Raw genomic sequence first — 16,614 nt, forward strand, 5'->3', positions numbered from 1 at the left:
GCCTACGACTCTTTTATCCCAGATTTTTTCTAGCTTCTTTATTATTATTTCAAACTTTTCTAGCTCCATGCCAAATAATCTTAAAAAAACTCTTGGATGTTTAGCAATTTTACTGTATCTTATCATTGTGTGTAGTCTCTTGTTGGTTAAAAATCAAGTTCTATACACGCTTTATAAAAAATATCAATCCCTCCCTGTAAGTAATTTCCAATTCTATATACTTACGCAAGAGGTCTATTGAAAAAAGCCGTATAACTTGCTCCGAAAGGTATAAAAAATTGATCACCTTAGCCGCAATTTCGGCTGCAATTATTATTAAACAAGGATTAATAGAAGCCGGCTATCAAAAGATACAAATGAAGAAAAAAGAGGAGGTAAAAGTTCCTATTTGGTCCCTTTTTACCTTAGGCTTTGATAGGTTAAAATCCTGCTTTCGTACAACCGTGAAGTGTTTTATCGAGACATTATCTCACAACTTAAGACCGCCCGACACCCTCTTTTTTGCACTCTTAAGTAGCGAGCTCAAAAAAATGTACGGTACTATGCAAAACATCATCAAGAGGCAATTGTGTAATCTGTCTAAAATCCACAATCGCCTCTTCTTCAGCCTCAGAAAGTACTGTGGATTTTATCTTTTTAGGACCCATCGGAAGGTCTTTCGTATCTTCTCTTTTTCTCCACTTGATGATTGTTTTTGGGTTAACATTAGACCTCTTTCGAAACTCGCTCATGATGAGCAAATGCGAGGAGTATACGAAGCACAGAGCCGCAGCGTACATGAGGTACGTGAGGACTCGAGCATCGGAGCGACGAAGCAGTTGCCATCAGAAGTAGAGTTAGGAAAGAGGTCTATTAAATCTTTTAGCCGCTTTCTCTATGCTCTCTTTACTATCACGGATCTCTCTACGGATTGCCTCCGTTGTTCTGGCATTCGCGTGTAATATTTGTCCCATAAGATTTTTCTCCATAAATTATTCTCTTCATAATATACACCATTATTCTCTGGGATCGAACACCACCGCGGCAAGGTTCATGGTTTTAAAATTCATCAACAGAAAGATCGTCTTCCGATAGATACCAATATTTATGCTAATTCCGGATATCGGGGTTAAAGAAACTTTGCAAGAACGCCAAAACACCGATAAAAAAACGAAAGAAAAAGCTCTTGAGTTACTGGCAAAAAATATATAATAAGATAATTGCTAAAAGACGTATAAAAGTTGAAAATATTATCACTCAACTTAAAAAGTTTCGCATTTTATCGAATCGTTACCGCAATAAATACAAGGCTATTAATTTCAAAAATGGATTTTATAATAAAGCATTAGCGGCATAAAACACATCAGCTCTATACCTAACATACTCTGTGTTTTTTAAGTTCATAACTTACTCTCTTACTTACGCAACAGCTCTAATTTTAATTACGCACCTCTATAACTTTAACATCGCGGTTGTTGTCTTTCTTTGCGCTTCTTTTGTTATGTAGAAAAAACTCAAAGCCCAAACCGGTAAAAAAACGTTCGCAAATGACAAATGATATAATAAATTGAAATAAAATAGTATAGATCATGATAGGTATATCTTTTTCATGAATTAAAAAGGCATAGCCAGACCATGCTAAATCTAATACAAACAATGCTAAAGCTTGTTTAAGCTTACTAGAGCTTTGAATATGTAAGGGCTCTAATTCTTTTATACCATATAAAGTTTTATTCATAAAATCTTACTAGTTGTAATTTACAATTGAACGACATTCATTATATATAATATATAAGTTGTATGCAAGGGGGATAGTAATTTGAGTTGAATATTAGACCTACAAGTACCCTACAATTTATGTAGTGAGAGGTAGTAGAAGCGACTTGAATATAGGGGATTGAAGTATAGTAATTTAGGTTGAATTAGGTATTTTAAAGAAATAAGAAATAGCCTCATATAATTAAAACATTCTCCACCCAGCTTTCAAATAATAGTGTATTGCATGGACCATTAAATACCATAGGTGCTATTGATTTATCCTGCTATAATATTCGTTCTTTCGTAATGTTTGCCACTCTTTTTACTAACTAGTTTCTCGCCTTTCTTTCCCCATCCTAGATCCTTGCATATCGTCATATCGCTACCGCTCTCGTCAATATAAACTATACTTTCAGTAGATATATCTTTTATTTATACCATTTAATTACTCTCAGCCTTTTTTCATCTGTGCACACCTCTCTTAAATCTCCTTCCCTGAATGTCTTCCTGCATTCCTTGCATTCGTATCTTTGCTTCTTGTTTACAAAGCCGTTTTTAACATATTTTCCACTGTCGCAATGTTTACATTTGATCATAAAAAAACTCCTTCTCTACAATCATATATCAATACCTTCTCTTTGTTTATATTTATTTGGGAATGTCTGATTTTTAACTAAAGTTTAGTTTCCGGAGAAGTCTAACAAACTTCTCGTAAAACTCGCTCCCCACCTCCTTCAATCCATCGCATAGATTTTGCCTTTTTATCAAAATTTCTATATGCTTGAATTAACAGACCTCTTTCCAAACTCACTCAATTAGGAGCAAATGCGAGGAGCATACGAAGCACAGAAGTCTTAAGCGTACATAAAGTGCGTGAGGACTCACGCATTGGAGCGCCATCGCAGTTGCTATCAGGAATAGAGTTAGGAAAGAGGTCTAATATTAAACTTTAGATTATAACCCCTACGCTTAAACCAATTTTTTATATTAAGAATGGTTTTTTGCGTCTGTATCAAAAAACAATTTTAGAGGATGTGAATATTCATCTTTATAAAAAAGATCGCATATGTTTAATAGGTAGAAATGGTTGCGGCAAATCTACTTTAATGAAAGTGATTGACGGCAATCTTGAGCTAGAAGAAGGCGAGATATTTTATAATGTTGGTATTAGCTCTGAACGTTTGCGGCAAGATATAGATTTTATTGAACCAGTTAGCATTTATAACTTTATCGCTCAATGCAAAAAAAAGCGCGATGATGCTGCTATAGAAAAGCACGAGATAGATATCATCTTAGATAAATTACAAATAGATGGTCATTGGATGCTATCGGAATGTTCTGGCGGCCAGATTCGCAGGGCTTATTTGGCAAAGGTATTGATACAAAAACCAGATATTTTGCTACTAGATGAACCAACGAACCATTTGGATATTGCCACTATTGGCTGGTTAGAAGAATTTATCAAATCTTATCCTGGAAGTGTGATATGCATTAGTCATGATAGGGCTTTTTTAACTAACGTGACCAATAAGATTTGGTTGCTGGATAGGGGGGTGATTAAAAAAACTGATCAAGGTTTTCGTTATTTTGATGATTGGTATGACAGATTAATAGCGGAGGAAGAGAGAATATTAAATAAACTCAATAAAAAACTACAAGAAGAAAAGGACTGGCTTAGTGCTGGGGTTACCGCTAGAAGAAAACGCAATCAGCGGCGCCTGAAGGGCTTGCAAATATTGCGACAACATTTTCAACAACAGGCACAGAAGTTGCAGGAAAGGAAGAATAAAATTGCAGATTTGGCTACGGAAAAGACAACAAGAACAAAGTTTGTTATAGAAGTCATTAATTTATCGTTAAAATATCATAAAAAAAATATTATAGAATCTTTTAACTGCAGAATAGTAAAGGGTGAGAAAATAGGTATTATAGGCGCTAATGGCTCTGGAAAATCCACTTTGTTGAAGGCGTTGATAGGCAAAATTACGCCATCAAAAGGTAGGGTGGAATTGGGAGTTAATACTGTAATTTCGTACATAGATCAAAACAGAGTACTGCTCAAGCCAGAGTTATCAATTCAGGAAACCTTGTGCGAAACTGGTTCAGACCAGGTATTTGTGAAAGGTAGATATTTGCATGTTGCAGCATATTTAAAGCAGTTTATGTTTGACCCTGCCATGCGTTCTAATAAAGTGGCTACTCTCTCTGGCGGAGAAGCGGCGCGTCTTGCTTTAGCTAAAACTCTCATTGCGCCTGGTAATTTGTTGATTCTAGATGAACCTACTAATGATTTAGATATGGATAGTTTAGAGGTGTTGTTGGAGATTTTAAGTGAATATGATGGTACGTTGATTTTAGTGAGTCATGATAGAGATTTTGTTAATAGATTAGTTACTAGAACGTGGGTATTGCAGCCTGATAGCGGAAAAATTATTGATATTTTCGGAGGATATGATGAGTATCAAAAATTATATTCCGCACAAAACACGGAATTAAAAATAGAAGATAATAAAAATAACAAGAATATCGAATACGATAGCCAACAAAATCAAAAACCTGCTGGACAAAAGAGTAAAAAATTATCTTATAATGAGAAATTTCTTTTAGAATCTATTCCTGATAAAATTAAATTATTAGAGGCGGAGATATTAGAGCTAGAGAAAGAAATTTTTACAGACGGCAAGTATAACGCACAACCAATGGTGATGCAGATCAAGATTAAAGATTTAAACCAAAGTCAACAAGAAGTAGAGCGTTTGTTTCAAACATGGATAGACCTAGAGCAGCGTAGTAGCTAGCTAACGCACGGAGAACCGAAGGATACAAAAAAATGAATTTAAATGAGTAAATATTATGACGCAAAATAACAATACTATTGTAGAGAATGAAGGCAAGACCCAATCAGACAAATTAAATCAGATCTGTTCATGCATCTTTTCGCGATTACGTAGAGATAAACCCGTTGTTGCAATTATGCGATTAGATGGCGTGATTGGCAAAGTGAGTCCTATTAAATCAGGTTTGAATATCGAGTCTGTTAATACGTTAATAGAAAAAGCTTTTGACATCAAGAAATTACAAGCCGTGGCTATTATAGTCAACTCCCCCGGAGGCTCGCCCGTACAGTCCGACTTGATAGCTCAAAGAATTATGCAACTTTCTCGCCAAAAGAAAGTGCCGGTTTATACCTTTGTAGAGGATGTGGCAGCGTCTGGTGGTTACTGGCTAGCTTGCGTTGGTCAAGAGATTTATGCCTCTAGAAGCTCTATTATTGGAAGTATAGGAGTGATTTCTGCTGGATTTGGTTTTGTTGAAGCTATACAAAAAATTGGAGTAGAGAGGAGGGTGCTAACACAAGGCAAAAATAAATCAGTGTTAGATCCATTCAAACCAATGCAGCAATCTGACGTGAAAATTATCACTAGAATACAAACGCAGATTCATAGACATTTTGTAGATTATGTTAAAACTAGAAGGGTGGGAAAGTTAACGCAAGATGATGATACGCTCTTTAATGGTGAGTTTTGGTCGGGAGAATGCGCTAAAGATATGGGATTAATTGATGGCATCGATGATGTTTATAGCTTTATTCAACGTAATTTTGGGCAAGATATTAAAATAGAGTATGTTGGAGCTAAAAAATCATGGATTAAGAGTAAAATAGGATTATCAGCCCAAAATATGCTAGAATATTGCGTAGATCATGCTATTACACATGTTTTACAAAAAAGCGAGAACGACAAATATTATTTTCATTAAACCCTCTAATGCTCTGCGCAGTTAAAATTAATAAAAAGGATAAGAGATGGTCTGGATATAAACAAATTAACAAATCTCTTGTTGTTGAAGTAATAAGAAGTACTTTTAGTATTTTCCCTTTGGCCACAGATATCAAAAAAATAGAAGTATCTCTTTTGTTGACTAATGCGCAAGAAATGCATGAGTTGAATAAGAATTTTCGCGGCAAAGATAAACCAACGAATGTTCTTTCTTTTCCAGACAAGAGTTATAGTTGGCATTGGTTATCTCCTAAGTTACAAAAGAGCTTGGATGATGAGTATATAGCTGGCGCGCGGGAACAGTTACATAAAAAATACATTAACCCTCTTTCCAAACTCGCTCATGACGAGCAAAGGCAAGTAGCGTATGGAGCGCAGAACTTTGAGCGCACTGAGGTACGTGAGGACTCGCGCACTGGAGCGACGCGCGCATCACCATCAGGAGTAGAGTTTGGCGAGATGTCTATTGAAACGCCTAAATTTGATGATTATATCTATTTAGGAGATATAGCTTTTGGTTATGAAGTTTTACTGCAAGAAGCTCAAGATTGTTTGTTTGATATGCAAAGCTATTTTATCCATTTGCTTATTCATTCTTTATTACATTTAGTTGGATTTGACCATACAACGAATCAAGATGCTCTAGTTATGGAGTCTCACGAAGAATTAGTTCTAAAAAAGTTTAACATTCGATCTCCATATTCAGAAAACTTCATTTGAAAGACAAAAATTATTATTCTCAAAAAATTATATGAATAAATCTACCTCAGACCCCGAGAAGTTAAAGAGTAAATTAACCAAAACACCCAACCCCAAGCAAGCCAAGAAGAGTTTTTCAGTCGCGCCGATAGTCAATTTGGTAAATTATATTAGAAAATTATTTGGTTTAGCGCAACCCCAAGCGTCTGCTGACCTACAACGCGCTATTACTGGCTTAGAGGCTAAAGCGCATGATTTAGATCACGAAGAAGTGATGATTCTAGATAATTTTTTGCAATTTCATAGCAAAACCGTAGAAGATGCAATGATTCCGCGGTCTGATATTGTGGCTGTACATGCTGATTTGAATATTGGAGATTTAATATCCACTATCAATCAGTTTCATCATACGAGAATTTTAGTATACGCTGATAATCTAGATGAAATTTTAGGTTTTATTCATATTAAAGATGTTTTTGCGCATCTAACTAATCCATTATCCAAAGATAAGGCGTTTGATATTAGAAAATGCATACGTCAACCCGTGGCGGCATCTACTTCGATGAAATTATTAGATTTATTGCGTGACATGCAGTATAAATGTACTCATATAGCAATCGTGGTAGATGAGTATGGCGGCACCGAAGGAATAGTAACGATGGAAAATATTATCGAGCAGCTGCTTGGTAGCATTAACGATGAGCACGATATGCACGTTAATCATCATGCTGGAATAAAAATTATTAATTCAAATACTTTTATTATAAATGCTAGAGTGGAGATAGAAGAGATAGAAGAGGTGTTGAGTTTAAAGCTCAAGAGTGATGAAGATGATTTTGATACTTTAGGTGGTTTAGCTTTAGCTAGGGCTGCCCAAGTGCCTGCCGTTGGGTCTAAGATACTACTATCAGAGCATGGTTTAGAACTTGAAATTACTAAGGCTACAGATAGAGCTATCCAAGAAATTAAACTTACAAAGTTATTTTCTATTGTTGAACAGGTTACCATGAATGCTGAAATATGATGTAATGTATAATTTCATTGCGTAATGAGGAGTGAACTGGGTGAACGATAATTCAAAGCTCGCAGTGCTTAAACTGGATTTGCAAAACTATCGAAATTTTAAGCATTACACTATTGAGGCTGGCTGCGACCCAGTTGTTATTATTGGAGCGAATGGGGTTGGTAAAACAAATATCCTAGAGGCCATCTCGTTGTTTGCATTTGGCAGGGGGTTGAAGGGCGCGAAGTTTGATCAGTTAGTTAATACTAACGATAGTATCACTCCTGCGAAACACGCTCATGACGAACAAATGCAAGAAGCATACGAAATACAGAACGCTCATGATACTAAAATACGCGAGGGTTTCGAATCGGTAGCGACGCACACATCACCATCAGGAGTGGAGTGTGGCAAGGAGTCTAGTAACAGCTATTGCTCTGTTGTAAGCACTCAGCGTACTAAAATTGGCGATGCCAGGATAGACCTTGAATTTAGTAGGAATACTAATTTTAGTCGCAGCGTTTTGTTTAATAATCAAAGAGTTCCCACTCAAGACTTGCATAAGTTTACTGATGTATTTTGGTTTACTCATAACATGCATCAAGTTATAGCCGGCTCTAAACAGGAAAGAAGAAGTTTTTTTGATAAACTCACGTACTCTCTTTTTCCTACTCACGCTAAAGTTACTAGCCAATACAATCAGTTGATAAAGCGCAGGATAGAGATGTTGGTGAATAATGATCTGAGCAGCTCGGCTTTAGATCATCTAGAATCGCAAATAACGCGTTGCGCTAAGACTATCAGCGATAATCGTACGCAATATTTAGAAAAATTAAATTTGCAGAGTTCTTATGCGCCACCATCATTTCTGTCAGCTAAGGTTTGCATAGATCAAATTTGCGACTCCGAGGAGAGTTATATGCAGCTTCTGCAAAAGAACAGAAAAAGAGATAGCGTAATAAAACGCACAAGTAGTGGAGTGCATTTAGCTAATTTTGATTTATTTTTTTTTAAAAACGCGGACTGGCGTAAAGCTGAGATTGCATCTAATGGAGAACAAAAAGCGGCTATTATTACACTTTTTTTTTCTCATGTTCATTTATATATCGAATCTTTTGGATATACTCCTATAATCTTATTAGATGAATTCTTTGCTCATTTAGATCAAAATATGGCTGATGCGATACTGCATTTCCTGCATCAACAACGGGCGCAGTTTTGGATAACCGGTATTGATATGCGTGGCATAGAATTATTAGAACAATATGCGAATGTTATTGATTTATGTTTAGAATAATTATTCTGATTTGCTTCGGCTTTCTCCTATACTACCACTTTAAACCTGATATTTCTGATATTTTTAACGTTTCTTTATTAAACCCGAGCGTTGCATCAGACGAATCAGAGAAATTATCAAAAAAGTCTTCAGATGAATTAGTACAGGATCAAATTAAAAAGAATTTTTTTTACGATCAGATGCGAGCAGTCGAGAATGAGGTGCAGACTCCAAATATGGATCAATTAGCTTCTGACTTTGCTAGTACCGTAATGGCTAAGACTATCAATAGTATGTTGAAAACGGAGAGGGGTAAGGTATTTTTATACAATTTAGTAGGTGCTGAACAGATACCTCAAAGTTATTCCGTACGTGCTTCCGAGTTTTCTAACGATTTATTTAATATTTTAGTACTTAAAGATTCAAATAAACCTAAAGCGTGCTGTGGGAAATTGGCGCATATAGAATATAAAATATATGACGAGTATGAAGAGCCGATTGTTTCTGATGCAAAGCAGTTTTTTATTGGCAATAGTATAGCAAAACCAGTGTTTGATTCGGTTTTAGCTATGATGCACGAAGGACAAGTTATTCAAAGTTATTTAAAGACAGATTATATTCAGTCTTTATTGCCAATCGATGTGCAGAGCAAGCGTTGTCGAGTAGTAATTGAAATGACGAATCTTCTACCACGCTATATTTTTAAGACTGATGAGATAAAAATTTTCAACGAAAATCCTTCGTCGAAATTATATGTATTTTGCTCCGATAAATTATCCTGCGATATATCATGTAAAATACTGCAGAATGATCAACTATTATTTGAAAAAAAAGATATGATCATTCATCTGGGCGATGCTAATCTACCCGGCATTCTTAACTATGCGCTACCTAACGAATTTGTTCCAGAGAAGCGTACTATTATATGTCCCGCAAAGTATTTAAAGAGTTTTAGTGGAAAAGATTCATACGCAATGTGCCCAAATATTGCAGAAAATGAGTATGTGATATTAGAGATTACTAAAATAAAAAGGCGAAATGATTAGATACGATGTTAGGCATTTTAATAAGTTATTATGTGCAATTAACAGTGGAGGAGTAAGATGTTTGTTGCTATATGGTAATGATTTTAGTTATATGACCTTACTCTGTAAACATCTGGCTTTGCAATTGAATCTTTCTACTCAAGTATATAGCTATAAAGAATTTTCATCCTTATGTTTAATTCAACTTCTGAATAATAGCGATATTAGTGGAGAACGTAAGCTTATTCAGATTAGAGACTCTCAAGATTTAAAGCAATATTTAAAGGCGCTGCACGATGTGCATAGTGAGCATATGGTGGTGTTTTGGGATGGATTATATGATAAAAAAAACCAATTGCTGTTCGAAAAATGTGGCAATGAGTTTGCTATTGTTGCGTGCTATAAAGATAGCGTAGAAGACATTAAGAGGATTATTTTTAGCAAATATCAGTTTGGGTTTAGCACAGAGCAATTAGAATATTTGACGCAGAGGCTTTGTTATAAGGAGCATCAGCAAATCTTAAACGAACTAGATAAGTTGAGTTTATATCAGCAATCTCAAGCGTCTGATTATGCCTTGCAAATAGAGGATATTGGGCAGGTGATAGAAAAAGCTGTGCATGCGCAAGGTTACGAAATGTGTTTGGCATTTGCTTTAAAACAATATCCAGATTTTTTCAATCAAATTGATATGCTTAAAGCGAAAGGTATAGGTGATTTTTTGATACTCAGAGCTCTTATAAATTTCTATTTGAGTATCTTGCAGATGAGAAAATATGGCGTAGCTTTAGATTTTACGCCTCCCGTGCCTACGTATTTACGCAGCAAGGTAGTGAGTATAGCTAATACTATGAGCGTGAGAGTTGCAGTGAGAGCTTTGAGTGATTTGCGTCTTGCTGAAAGACACTTGAAACGACAGGCAAAATCTTTTAATTTAGCATCTATTATCTATAAATAAGAGTGTGGTTCTATTATGCGCGGAAAGCATTTTTTGCTTTTTTTTCTTTTTATCACAACGATCGTTGGTTGTGTAATTTTTTATAGATATTTTATAGTACAACAAATTATATTAAAACAACTCATAACTGTTAATCAAAAAATTGCGCTGCAATATCAACAACAGGTACTTAATAGCTTTGATATAAATTCTATTTTCAAGAATATTCTCAATAAAGAAGCGCCAACAGAAGGTTTGAGAGATAAAGAGAATAATAAACATATTCAGTTTCTTAAGTTTGCGCATGACTCTTTTAAATACTTTGAAAGATTGAATGCTCAAATTACTTTATTTGATTCTAAAGGACGCGCGGTTCTTGCTTGTGATAAATATCATGAATACCTTAGTCATTACCCACAAAAGCATTGGTTGGCATCGATGCAGAGCAAGATTAATAACTACTTTCTAAATGAGACTTTTGTGAATGACCCCCTACAGAGGGCACTTAGTGGTTCAAATCAATTTGTTATTTTGCAGAAGGATTTTCGATTGCACTTAGCTAAATCAGAAGAGTTATTATTAATTCAATCCTTTATTCCAATTATTGATAAAGATTTTCGTATCCAAGGTGTATTAAGAGTTACTAATAATACATACGATGAATGGCTGGCGGTGAATGAAATAGAAACTCGACTATTGTTCTGCTTTGGATTTGTTGTGCTCTTTCTATGCGCGATTTATTACTATAATATTTTTTATACCTACAGAATTATTAACCTACAGTTAAAAGACGCGAGACAACTCAAAACTTCCCGTGACGAAATGGAGCTGCACTCTATGGCGCAAAGTAGTTTTTTTGCGAACCTTAGCCATGAATTACGCACGCCGTTGAATACTATTATTGGGTTTTCGGAGATTACGCTTAGTAAAATTAAAAATACTACCGGTAATGTTGAGCAGTATAGGGAGTATTTAGAGAATATTCATAGCGCTGGCAAACACTTACTGGCAATGATTAATGATATTTTGGATTTTACGAAAGCTTCTTCAGATAAGTTATCGGTGGAGTTGATAGAAGTGGATATCAATAAAGTTATTACTTCCAGTATTCGGTTTTTGGAGCCAAAGATTCAAGAATGCAAACTATCGATAATCATGAATTTAGAAAAGGAACATGCTATTATTCAAGGCGATCCTAAGCGCTTAAAACAAGTAATATTAAATATTTTAAGTAATGCCATTAAATTCACGCCGGAAAAAGGAAGTATTGTAATCGAATTAAAAAGAGTTACGAAGTCTGTGGTGCTATCGATTACAGATAGTGGTATTGGTATGTCTGAAAAAGATATTCCAAAAGCCCTCTCGCCATTTCTACAAATTAATAATCAGCTGAATAGGAAATATGATGGTACTGGTCTTGGTTTGCCGCTCAGCAAGAAATTAGTGGAAATGATGAATGGTCATTTTGCTATAGAAAGTAAAAAGGGTAAGGGTACTAAAATAACTATTAGTTTTGAAACGGCAGTATGGATGAGTTATACTCATGCCTCTTAGAACAAGGAATCATTCATTAGACCTCTTGCATAACCTAAAAATGAAAGAGGAATTTTTAGGAAAAATGATGTTGAGCACCGTAGCATACTCTAGTACGTGAGGAGTGCCTAGGAGTTTTGACAACAAAATTACCATTCAGAATAGGTGATGTAAGAGGTCTATTATATTAGATCCTCCTTACAAACTCTTCTATGGCGTAACCTGCATTGCTTATGCTCAAATCCTCACTGAACTTTATGTATACTCGAAGTGTCGTGCTTCATATTTTTCTTGCATTTGCTCCTCATGAGCGAGTTTGTAAGGGAAGTCTATTGAGTTTGTGCACTTCTTGCATTAACATTAGTGATGTATTGAATAAATTCAAAAAATGAGAAACGTACACTTATGAAGTTTAATGCTAGTGAAATATACGAAGTTCTTAAAAAAGAACTCTCTGATGTAGATCAAATCCCTAATATTTCGGAAGTGGGAGAGGTGGTTTCTATGTCGGACGGCGTTGCCAAAGTATATGGCATGGAAAAGGTAATGTTTGGAGAGGTGGTGCTGTTTGCTTCCGGTGCAAAAGGTTTGGCACTTAACCTAGAGCAGGATAATATCGTTGGCGTTGTTGTGCTCGGGGAGGAATCTAGCATTAAACAAGGGGATAGGGTTAGCAGAACGAAAGAACTGATGAAAATACCCGTTGGCAAAGGATTGCTTGGTAGAGTAGTGGATGCGATGGGCAATCCGATTGACGACAAAGGTTTAATTAATTCTGATGAATACCAAGAAATCGAACAAGAAGCACCCGGCATTGTAGATCGCAAAAGTGTGCATGAGCCTTTACAAACTGGCATTAAGGCCATTGATGCATTAATTCCAATTGGGCGAGGGCAGAGGGAGTTAATTATCGGGGATAGACAAACTGGCAAAACCACCATCGCTATCGACACAATAATTAATCAAAAATATAATACTGACAAAGAGCAGGTATTTTGTATATATGTAGCAATTGGTCAAAAACGCTCTACTGTGGCGCAAGTTGTGCAAAGATTGCGTGACGAAAATTGTATGGATTATACTGTAGTGGTGGCTGCTACAGCTTCAGACCTCGCATCCTTGCAGTATCTAGCGCCATACACTGGCTGTACCATTGGCGAATATTTTAGAGATCGTGGGATGCATGCTCTAGTGGTGTATGATGATCTAACAAAGCACGCTATCGCGTATCGCCAAATCTCTTTATTATTACGCCGTCCCCCTGGGCGCGAAGCATACCCTGGTGATATTTTTTATTTGCACTCTAGGTTGCTTGAAAGAGCAGCAAAGATGTCTGATGAGAGGAAGGGTGGGTCTTTGACAGCTCTGCCGATTGTTGAAACTCAAGCTGGCGATGTGTCTGCATATATTCCAACCAATGTGATTTCTATTACTGATGGACAGATCTTTTTAGAAGGCGAGTTGTTTTATAAAGGCATTAGGCCAGCCATTAATGTTGGTATTTCTGTGAGTCGCGTTGGGTCTGCTGCGCAAACTTCAATCATGAAAAAGCTTGCTGGCAGCATCAAACTTGAATTGGCGCAATTTAGGGAAATGGCCGCCTTTGCTCAGTTCGGTTCTGATTTAGATAAAGCTACTCAGCAGCTGATTCATAGAGGCAAGAGATTGGTCGCGCTGCTTAAGCAAAAGCAATACAGTCCTATGCCACTAGAAGAGCAAATTATTATGATTTTTGCTGGAGTGCGCGGACATTTGGATGACTTAGACGAAGGTTTGGTGCAGGAATTTGAAGAGAAATTAGTTAAAATCTGCAAACTCAAGCATACTGATTTGCTTGATAGTATTCGGGTGGAAAAGGCTTTAACTAAAGAAATTGAAGCTAGTTGTAAAAATATTATTGTAGAATTTAAGGCTGAATTTTTGGCCTTCAAAAAGAAAGAGGCGAGTGATATGGTAACGTCTTAGTGTGGATGTATTGAACTAGCGTGTGTTTAGGGAAGATAGTTGTAATTCTGTGTTATCGATAGAAGTGGAGTGGGGAAATAAAGAGGGTAGGTAAGTGAAGTTAGATAGAAAGAAGGGGGCGTGATATGGCAAATTTTAAACAGTTGCGTAATAGAGTAAAAAGCATAACTGCAACTCAAAAGATTACCAAAGCCATGCATCTTGTATCGGCATCTAAGCTTAAAAAATTAAAAGAGACTGTAGCGGTGGCGTCTGGGTGTTACAACGCGGCAGCGAGCGCAATGCAAAGCGCATTTAATAGTGGATGCACGTCTGATGCTTTGGGGCGTAGCTTTTTTACTCATACACATCATGACTCAGATCCATTATTAATACTCTTTTCTTCAGAAAGAGGGTTGTGCGGTAGCTTCAATTCTAATTTAGTAAAGAAGATAAAATACGACATTAGCATGATGCGCGCTAGTGGTTCTAATGCGCGGCTCATGGTGATTGGTAAGAAGGGATATGAAGCATTAAAGAATGAGTATGAGGGTATCATTATTCAGAACTATTACTGCGATTCTGGCTCAATGAATAGTGTTGTAGAGAGTGTAGGGCAGCATTTATTAGATCTGATTGTTCAGGATAAAATTAGCACTTGCTATTTATATTTTAATGAATTTGCAGATGTACTTACTCAACACCAGAAGTCTTGTATTATTCATCCTTTTACTACCAACCATTTAATGGTGAATGGAGCAAAGATAGCGAGTCAGGATAAAAATATAGAAACTGAGGGTGATGGTTTGTTGTTGGCGCTAATGGGCGTTTATATTAATGCGGTTATTAATTATGCCGCGGCGCATAGTAGGTGTAGTGAAGAGGCGATTAGGATGGTTTCTATGGATAATGCTACTAGCAATGCGGATGATTTGATTAATAGCTTAGTGTTGGCGCTAAATAGAGCAAGGCAGGCTGGTATTACGCAGGAATTGAGTGAAATTGTTGCTGGCGCGGAAAGTGTGTAAAGAAGCGCATAAGCGTGAGTTGCGCAACAAATCTTTGAAAATTTAGATATGGCTTAGTAGCCGGCAATAGGCTCTTTGATTAGCGTTGAGTTGGTAAATTGTTATAACATGATAGAGCTGCTGCACGAATCTTACGTGTAGTGGCTCTATTTTTTTATGTGTTCATTTGTATGTTTTATATTATTCTGTTTTATCAGCTATGAAGTATCAAAAATTACAACGATTTGCGAATCAATTAGTAGAATACATTACCCAAGGTTTAGAAAAGAATCAGATAGATCAATCTAAGGCTACTAATATTTTATGCAAGATTAATGCTCTTTTGAAAACTTGTGATAACCAAGAATGTAGCGATAGTAGGTTAGGTCTTTTTCTTGATAAAGATTGGAGAATTATTAGAGATTTTATAAAAAAATATAAAAAAAAATAATCAAATTAATTAAATTTACGAGTATAAAATAACGAACAAAAAAGGGTGCTATGAAACGAGATGCGAAGAAGTTGTTATTATGTGGATCTGGTAGAGTAGGCCAGGGCGTGATGCGATTGTTAAATAGTTCAGCTTTTTCAGATTTCATTGTTTCATGCGCTATTAATAAGAGTAATGCATCGTCGCTCAGCGCGGAATATGCTAGATGCGATGGGGTGATAGACTTTTCTCATCCATCCCTGACATGTGCTTTGTTGGAAGTAATGCAAGAGCAAGGCACAAAACCTTGTGTAATAGGTACTACTGGTTTTGCCCCTGATGCTTTTGATGAAATGATGTGTAAATTAACTGGCTTAGCATTGCAGGCTCCAATGTTTTATAGCAGCAATTTTAGTATTGGAATTAATGTGATGAAAGATATTATACCCCAGATTCGCACCGCTCTATCTGAGTGTGATGTGAAGATTATTGATGTTCATCATAAATTAAAGAAGGATAGTCCATCAGGTACGGCTTTGATGTTAGCGCGATTAATTGAAGGGATAGATATTGATAATGATATCTGTTCTATTAGGTGTGGTGATGTTGTAGGTAAGCACGAAGTGATTTTCGCCTCCGGTGACGAGGTTATTACCATTAAGCATGAGGCGTTCAACAGAGAGGTATTTAGCAAGAACGCCCTGAGGGTTATGCGGTGGCTTGTAGGTAGGGTTGGCGGTGTGTATAGTATGTCAGATTTTGTTACTAGCCTATAAATGCTACCTTTTGTTAGAAGCGAGATGTGCGATACTTGACTTAGTATTTGTTGTACAAGATCCCAATCTTCGATACGGAATTAACTATTAGGTGTGTATTATGCAGAATATTAATCCTTCTACTGCACAGTACAAACCAAATCAAGAAGAATTTGGAGCACAAAAAGAAAAAGATCGTCAGAAGATGCTTGCGGAATTACCAATTAAGATGAAAGAGTTGCGCCTGCAAGCATTGAAGCAAGGGCAATACAATGATGCGATTAAGAACCAGTCACGCAAAAGGTTGAAGTATTGGAGGGACATCGTTATGATTGGCATCAAAGGGAGGATATGAGATGTCAACGAGCTATACGAGTGATTTAACAGATGAAGAATGGGCCGTAGTCGAAAAGATAATTTACAAAAGAAGGGGGAAACAAGGCAGGCCGCCCCCTAGGGATGCCAGACGTTTATGGGATGGTATATTTT

General features: G+C 36.4%; 17 protein-coding genes and 1 pseudogene. 14 read left to right on the forward strand and 4 right to left on the reverse strand.

The genetic code is table 11. From position 1 onward, the window contains the following. Positions 1-539: 539 nt before the first annotated feature. Positions 540-707 (reverse strand): annotated as a pseudogene (locus tag Sarmat_RS03090) (IS481 family transposase); the annotation flags it as partial. Positions 708-836: 129 nt separating this feature from the next. Continuing rightward, positions 837-968, reverse strand: coding sequence for a hypothetical protein (locus Sarmat_RS07065; protein ID WP_279611744.1), 132 nt, complete (start codon positions 966-968; stop codon positions 837-839). A gap of 131 nt (positions 969-1,099) precedes the next feature. On the opposite strand from Sarmat_RS07065, the gene Sarmat_RS07215 reads away from it, so the two are divergent. Then, complete coding sequence (locus Sarmat_RS07215; protein WP_202149391.1) at positions 1,100-1,336, forward strand: transposase family protein; 237 nt, start codon at positions 1,100-1,102, stop codon at positions 1,334-1,336. 81 nt (positions 1,337-1,417) lie between these two features. On the opposite strand, the gene Sarmat_RS03100 is transcribed toward Sarmat_RS07215, so the two are convergent. Then, entirely contained in the window at positions 1,418-1,717 is a 300-nt protein-coding gene (locus Sarmat_RS03100; RefSeq protein ID WP_202149377.1) for a hypothetical protein, read from the reverse strand. A gap of 448 nt (positions 1,718-2,165) precedes the next feature. Further along, on the reverse strand, positions 2,166-2,333 hold the full coding sequence (locus Sarmat_RS07535; RefSeq protein WP_458692951.1) for a transposase-like zinc-binding domain-containing protein: 168 nt from the start codon (positions 2,331-2,333) through the stop codon (positions 2,166-2,168). Positions 2,334-2,693: 360 nt separating this feature from the next. Here Sarmat_RS07535 and abc-f point away from each other — a divergent pair, with 360 nt between their 5' ends. The 13 genes from abc-f to Sarmat_RS03165 all read left to right on the forward strand — a co-directional run bounded on the left by abc-f (position 2,694) and on the right by Sarmat_RS03165 (position 16,480). Then, positions 2,694-4,535, forward strand: coding sequence for a ribosomal protection-like ABC-F family protein (gene abc-f / locus Sarmat_RS03105; RefSeq protein WP_410520495.1), 1,842 nt, complete (start codon positions 2,694-2,696; stop codon positions 4,533-4,535). A gap of 55 nt (positions 4,536-4,590) precedes the next feature. Continuing rightward, a complete protein-coding gene (locus Sarmat_RS03110; RefSeq protein WP_202149379.1) occupies positions 4,591-5,496 on the forward strand; it encodes a S49 family peptidase in 906 nt (301 codons plus the stop codon). A gap of 8 nt (positions 5,497-5,504) precedes the next feature. Beyond that, on the forward strand, positions 5,505-6,236 hold the full coding sequence (gene ybeY / locus Sarmat_RS03115) for an rRNA maturation RNase YbeY (RefSeq protein WP_202149380.1): 732 nt from the start codon (positions 5,505-5,507) through the stop codon (positions 6,234-6,236). A 31-nt stretch (positions 6,237-6,267) separates the two neighbouring features. Continuing rightward, the gene (locus Sarmat_RS03120) at positions 6,268-7,239 is read left to right on the forward strand and encodes a hemolysin family protein (protein WP_202149381.1); all 972 of its coding nucleotides are present in this window, start codon (positions 6,268-6,270) and stop codon (positions 7,237-7,239) included. Between the two features lie 40 nt (positions 7,240-7,279). Beyond that, positions 7,280-8,515, forward strand: a complete 1,236-nt coding sequence (locus Sarmat_RS03125; protein WP_202149382.1) for an AAA family ATPase — start codon at positions 7,280-7,282, stop codon at positions 8,513-8,515. Further along, on the forward strand, positions 8,503-9,540 hold the full coding sequence (locus tag Sarmat_RS03130) for a hypothetical protein (RefSeq protein WP_202149383.1): 1,038 nt from the start codon (positions 8,503-8,505) through the stop codon (positions 9,538-9,540). Before Sarmat_RS03125 ends, Sarmat_RS03130 begins: the two co-directional genes overlap by 13 nt. Next, entirely contained in the window at positions 9,533-10,477 is a 945-nt protein-coding gene (locus Sarmat_RS03135) for a DNA polymerase III subunit delta (RefSeq protein ID WP_202149384.1), read from the forward strand. Before Sarmat_RS03130 ends, Sarmat_RS03135 begins: the two co-directional genes overlap by 8 nt. A 15-nt stretch (positions 10,478-10,492) precedes the next feature. Further along, positions 10,493-12,010, forward strand: coding sequence for a sensor histidine kinase (locus Sarmat_RS03140; RefSeq protein ID WP_202149385.1), 1,518 nt, complete (start codon positions 10,493-10,495; stop codon positions 12,008-12,010). A gap of 384 nt (positions 12,011-12,394) precedes the next feature. Continuing rightward, on the forward strand, positions 12,395-13,954 hold the full coding sequence (atpA, locus tag Sarmat_RS03145) for a F0F1 ATP synthase subunit alpha (protein WP_202149386.1): 1,560 nt from the start codon (positions 12,395-12,397) through the stop codon (positions 13,952-13,954). 125 nt (positions 13,955-14,079) lie between these two features. Then, positions 14,080-14,961 carry an ATP synthase F1 subunit gamma gene (atpG, locus tag Sarmat_RS03150; protein WP_202149387.1) on the forward strand — a complete coding sequence of 294 codons (882 nt, stop codon included), beginning with the start codon at positions 14,080-14,082 and terminating at the stop codon, positions 14,959-14,961. Between the two features lie 199 nt (positions 14,962-15,160). Continuing rightward, entirely contained in the window at positions 15,161-15,391 is a 231-nt protein-coding gene (locus Sarmat_RS03155) for a hypothetical protein (RefSeq protein WP_202149388.1), read from the forward strand. 50 nt (positions 15,392-15,441) lie between these two features. Further along, on the forward strand, positions 15,442-16,146 hold the full coding sequence (locus Sarmat_RS03160) for a 4-hydroxy-tetrahydrodipicolinate reductase (protein WP_202149389.1): 705 nt from the start codon (positions 15,442-15,444) through the stop codon (positions 16,144-16,146). Between the two features lie 100 nt (positions 16,147-16,246). Further along, complete coding sequence (locus tag Sarmat_RS03165) at positions 16,247-16,480, forward strand: hypothetical protein (RefSeq protein ID WP_202149390.1); 234 nt, start codon at positions 16,247-16,249, stop codon at positions 16,478-16,480. Positions 16,481-16,614: the final 134 nt, after the last annotated feature.

Origin of the sequence: Candidatus Sarmatiella mevalonica (genome assembly GCF_016751895.1) — a bacterium.
GTDB classification, from domain to species: Bacteria; Pseudomonadota; Alphaproteobacteria; order Rickettsiales; family Rickettsiaceae; genus Sarmatiella; species Sarmatiella mevalonica.

What these genes read in the sequence shown, in the direction of transcription:
- Sarmat_RS07065 (WP_279611744.1), bottom strand. Translation starts at nt 968, where the DNA reads ATGGAGAAAAATCTTATGGGACAAATATTACACGCGAATGCCAGAACA.
- Sarmat_RS03100 (WP_202149377.1), bottom strand. Translation starts at nt 1,717, where the DNA reads ATGAATAAAACTTTATATGGTATAAAAGAATTAGAGCCCTTACATATT.
- Sarmat_RS07535 (WP_458692951.1), bottom strand. Translation starts at nt 2,333, where the DNA reads ATGATCAAATGTAAACATTGCGACAGTGGAAAATATGTTAAAAACGGC.
- Sarmat_RS03110 (WP_202149379.1), top strand. Translation starts at nt 4,591, where the DNA reads ATGACGCAAAATAACAATACTATTGTAGAGAATGAAGGCAAGACCCAA.
- ybeY (WP_202149380.1), top strand. Translation starts at nt 5,505, where the DNA reads ATGCTCTGCGCAGTTAAAATTAATAAAAAGGATAAGAGATGGTCTGGA.
- Sarmat_RS03120 (WP_202149381.1), top strand. Translation starts at nt 6,268, where the DNA reads ATGAATAAATCTACCTCAGACCCCGAGAAGTTAAAGAGTAAATTAACC.
- Sarmat_RS03130 (WP_202149383.1), top strand. Translation starts at nt 8,503, where the DNA reads ATGTTTAGAATAATTATTCTGATTTGCTTCGGCTTTCTCCTATACTAC.
- Sarmat_RS03135 (WP_202149384.1), top strand. Translation starts at nt 9,533, where the DNA reads ATGATTAGATACGATGTTAGGCATTTTAATAAGTTATTATGTGCAATT.
- Sarmat_RS03140 (WP_202149385.1), top strand. Translation starts at nt 10,493, where the DNA reads ATGCGCGGAAAGCATTTTTTGCTTTTTTTTCTTTTTATCACAACGATC.
- atpA (WP_202149386.1), top strand. Translation starts at nt 12,395, where the DNA reads ATGAAGTTTAATGCTAGTGAAATATACGAAGTTCTTAAAAAAGAACTC.
- atpG (WP_202149387.1), top strand. Translation starts at nt 14,080, where the DNA reads ATGGCAAATTTTAAACAGTTGCGTAATAGAGTAAAAAGCATAACTGCA.
- Sarmat_RS03155 (WP_202149388.1), top strand. Translation starts at nt 15,161, where the DNA reads ATGAAGTATCAAAAATTACAACGATTTGCGAATCAATTAGTAGAATAC.
- Sarmat_RS03160 (WP_202149389.1), top strand. Translation starts at nt 15,442, where the DNA reads ATGAAACGAGATGCGAAGAAGTTGTTATTATGTGGATCTGGTAGAGTA.
- Sarmat_RS03165 (WP_202149390.1), top strand. Translation starts at nt 16,247, where the DNA reads ATGCAGAATATTAATCCTTCTACTGCACAGTACAAACCAAATCAAGAA.